This window comes from Actibacterium sp. (assembly GCF_041584535.1).
Taxonomy (GTDB): domain Bacteria; phylum Pseudomonadota; class Alphaproteobacteria; order Rhodobacterales; family Rhodobacteraceae; genus Actibacterium_D.
In genome coordinates this window covers 1-3,830 of record NZ_JBFHDW010000255.1, presented here as the reverse complement: position 1 = coordinate 3,830, position 3,830 = coordinate 1, and the positions used below count along the sequence as shown (strand labels likewise).

The following is a 3,830-nucleotide window of genomic DNA, read 5'->3' as shown; positions in this document are numbered from 1 at the left end:
GCGATCGCGGCCAGCGCGGCAAGGTCGCATTCAGGGCGCGCGCGCGGGCGGATCGAATAGGTCACGCCTGAGACGGCGGTGGTGGTGTCGTCAGGCGCGGTGTCGCCGGTCAGGCTTAGCGCCGGCGGGGCGGTGATTTCATCATCCTCGGGGATCAGTTCGATCGGCGCGGCGCTGCGGCTGAGCTTTTCGGCACGGGCCAGTGCAAGTGCGACCGGGTCTTTCGGCTCGATCAAACTGTCATCCGCCGGGATTGAAGCCTCGACCACCACGGTGCGCGGCGCCGGTTTCAGGCTGGCGCGCGGGGCGTCTTCGTCGGTCAGATCGACCGGGCGCGGCGCCAGCATCAGCCGGTCAGCGGGCGGCGCGGCTTCGCCTTCGGCGGTGACGCGGTTCACGGCAAGACCCTGATGATCGGCCTGACGTCCGCCCGGATCATCGGGGGCGACACGCATCGGACCTTCCAGCGCCCGCACAACCGGCACGCCGGACACATCGCGCATTGTCAGTTGATAGCCCCAGATCCCCAACCCGGCCACCAGCGCGACCGAGGTCAGCGCCCCGGCCCAGGTCATCAGCGTTTGCACGCCTCCGGTCGCAGGAGGGGCGGTTTGCCCGTGAAATTCATCGTAATCAATGCCCGTCATTGCCGCCTCATCGCATCCTTACAGCCCCGGAATCGGTGCTGTCGGAGTGTCTCTTGCCTGCCTTGCCCGGACGATTAACGCTTGTTGCTCAGCGCATTTCTTCGGCCGGGGTCACGCCAAGAATACCAAGACCGGCAGAAATAACAACGGCAACGGCCCGTGCCAGCGCGATTTTCGCCTGAGATGTGGCCGCATCGCCCTCGTGCAGGAAGCGCAGGCTGGAGTCGTCATTGCCGCGGTTCCACAGGCCATGCAGATCGCCCGCCAGTTCATAGAGGTAAAAGGCGATGCGGTGCGGTTCATTCGTGCGGGCGGCTATTTCGACCAGACGCGGCCATTCGGCCAGCTTTTTGGCGACGCCCAATTCGGCCTCATGCGCCAGCTTGCCCAGATCGGCGGCGGCCAGCGTGGCGTCATCGGTGGTGATCCCGGCCTCGGCCGCCTTGCGCAGAACCGAGCACACGCGGGCATGCGCATATTGCACATAGAACACCGGGTTGTCCTTGGATTGCTCAAGCACCTTGTCGAAATCGAAATCCAGCGGCGCGTCGTTTTTGCGGGTCAGCATCACGAACCGGGTGACATCGGGGCCGACCTGATCGACCACATCGCGCAGGGTGACGAAATTACCGGCGCGTTTCGACATCTTGAACGGCTCGCCATTCTTAAAGAGGCGCACCAGTTGCGTCAGCTTGATATCCAGCGGCACCGTGCCATCGGACAGCGCCGAGACCGCCGCTTTCATCCGTTTGACATAGCCACCGTGGTCGGCGCCAAACACGTCGATCAGCGCGTCATAGCCGCGTTTCACCTTGTCATAGTGATAGGCGATATCCGGGGCGAAATAGGTCCAGGCGCCATCGGATTTCTTGATCGGGCGGTCAACGTCATCGCCATGTTCGGTCGAGCGGAACAGCGTCTGTTCGCGCGGCTCCCAATCTTCGGGCAGCTTGCCCTTGGGCGGCTCAAGCACGCCACGATAGATCAGGCCCTTGGCGTCCAGTTCAGCAATGGCGGCTTCGATCAGGCCGGTGCCATAAAGCGATTTCTCGCTAAAGAAATGGTCCATCTCGACGTTCAGCGCCTTCAGATCGGCGCGGATCAGGTCCATCATCGCATCGGTGGAATAATCGCGGATTTCTTCCAGCCAGACCGCCTCGGGCTGATCGACCCAGACATTGCCAACCTCGTTCGCCAGCGCCTGACCAACGTCGATCAGGTATTCGCCAGGATAGGTGCCTTCGGCGAATTCGACGACCTCGCCCAAGGCTTCGAGATAGCGCAGGTAGACCGAGCGCGCCAGAACATCGACCTGCGCGCCGCCGTCGTTGATGTAATATTCGCGGGTCACGTCATGACCGGCATAGGCCAGCAGGCTGGCCAGCGCATCGCCGAACACCGCGCCACGGGTATGGCCGACATGCAGCGGCCCCGTGGGGTTGGCCGAGACATATTCCACGTTCACCCGCTTGTTCGCGCCCATGTCCGAGCGCCCGAAAGCGGTGCCGGCGGTCAGCACGGTTTTTACCAGACTCTGCCAGACCGGCGCGTTCAGGCGCAGGTTCAGGAAACCGGGGCCGGCCACTTCGGCGCTGGCGACGCGCGGATCGGCGGTCAGCTTGGCGGCAAGGGCCTCGGCGATGTCGCGGGGTTTCATCCCGGCAGGTTTGGCCAGAACCATCGCCGCATTGGTCGCCATGTCGCCATGCAGGGCATCGCGCGGCGGCTCGACCGCCACATTGCCATAATCCAGCCCTGCGGGAAGGGAGCCTTCGGCCACCAAGGCGTTCAGGCATTCGGTCACAAGCGTGCGCAGATCGGTAAAAAGGTTCATGTTCGGGCCATCCTGTCCATCAGCCGGGGTTTACCACGCGGCGCGGCGGGGTCAATGAGGGCGCTGGTTTTTTGCTTGCCAAGACCGGGCGGTGCGGCAACAACCAGCAGGTCTTTAGCATAGAACGGGCATCCGCGAATGAGTCTCCGTCATCTGGGTCAGCATATCGCAGAAATCTTCCGCCCCGTGCCATCCCCAAGCGCGGCCGAGATCACCGCGCATTTCGATGGCCAGACCGCGCATGTTCAGGTCGGCCCGCATGGGTTTTTCCTGCGCAGCGATTATCCCGGCACCTTGCAGCACCCGACCTTTGATTTCGCGCTGATCGGCGCGGTCTGCATCGGCCTGTCGCATAATATCAACCTGCGCACCGATTTGCCGATGTCCCGTCAGACGGTCGAGGCGATGCAGCGGCTGATTTTCCTGATGACCCTATGGGTGCCGCGCAAGATCTATCCGATCACCCTGACCTGCACCAACATCGTCGATCTGCCGCCGCGCGACGCCACAGACGGGATTTTCTGTTATTCAGGCGGGGTGGATTCCAGCTTTTCGGCGCTGACCTTGCAGGATGAACTGTCGCTGACCCACGGGGTTCTGATCGCCGGGGCCGATTATCCCGATGCGGCCGATCCGCGCTTTCAGATCCTCAATGCCCGCGCCCGCGATTTCGCCGCGCTGATGGATTTCGAGCTGTTCACCATGGAAACCGACCTGCGCCGCTGCGGGATCGAGTGGAACATGCTGCACCTGCCGTTCATGTCGATGTGCATGACCTTTCACCAGTCGGCCTTCGCCCATTGCCTGATCTCGGCCGACATGGTGCCCGCAACCGAGATGGCCTATCACCCGTGGAGCAATAACGGCCCCACCGCCACCGCGCTGAGCACCCCGCAATTTCCGTTGCATCACGGCGGCAACACGGTGTTCCGCTCGCAAAAGGTCGCGGCCTTGGCCCGTGATCCGCGCGATTTGTTGGCAGGCCTGTCGATCTGTTTCAGCACCAATGCTCATGGACTGAACTGTGGCAAATGCGAAAAATGCACCCGCACCCGGCTGAACCTGCTGACGCAGGGGCTTGAGTTGCCGCATCTTTTTGCCGAGAACCCCGACCTGATCGGGCATCTGGCAAAGCTCAAACTGCCACCGACACAGGTGCGCACCATTCGCGCCATGAGCTGGGTGATGGATAACGAGTTTCACATGCCGCCGGGGCCGATCAAGGATGCGGTTGTGGCCTATCGCCAGCGTCTGCGGGCCAGCGTCATGCCGCGAGGCCGGATCTAGGCCGATCCGGTTTCAGGCGGCACCATCGTGAACAGAATACTGTCGGGCGGGGCGCGCAGATC

The 3,830-nt window shown here is 62.8% G+C and carries 2 protein-coding genes and 1 pseudogene; 1 reads left to right on the top strand and 2 read right to left on the bottom strand.

Annotated features, from left to right (window positions below):
- Together ABYW26_RS11765 and argS are read right to left on the bottom strand one after the other, a co-directional pair.
- Positions 1-647, bottom strand: a pseudogene (locus ABYW26_RS11765) (SPOR domain-containing protein); the annotation flags it as partial.
- 88 nt (positions 648-735) lie between these two features.
- Complete coding sequence (gene argS / locus ABYW26_RS11760; protein WP_372605077.1) at positions 736-2,481, bottom strand: arginine--tRNA ligase; 1,746 nt, start codon at positions 2,479-2,481, stop codon at positions 736-738.
- A gap of 138 nt (positions 2,482-2,619) precedes the next feature.
- Between argS and ABYW26_RS11755 the strand changes: the two genes are divergently transcribed.
- A complete protein-coding gene (locus ABYW26_RS11755; protein ID WP_372605075.1) occupies positions 2,620-3,768 on the top strand; it encodes a hypothetical protein in 1,149 nt (382 codons plus the stop codon).
- The last annotated feature ends 62 nt before the right edge of the window (positions 3,769-3,830 follow it).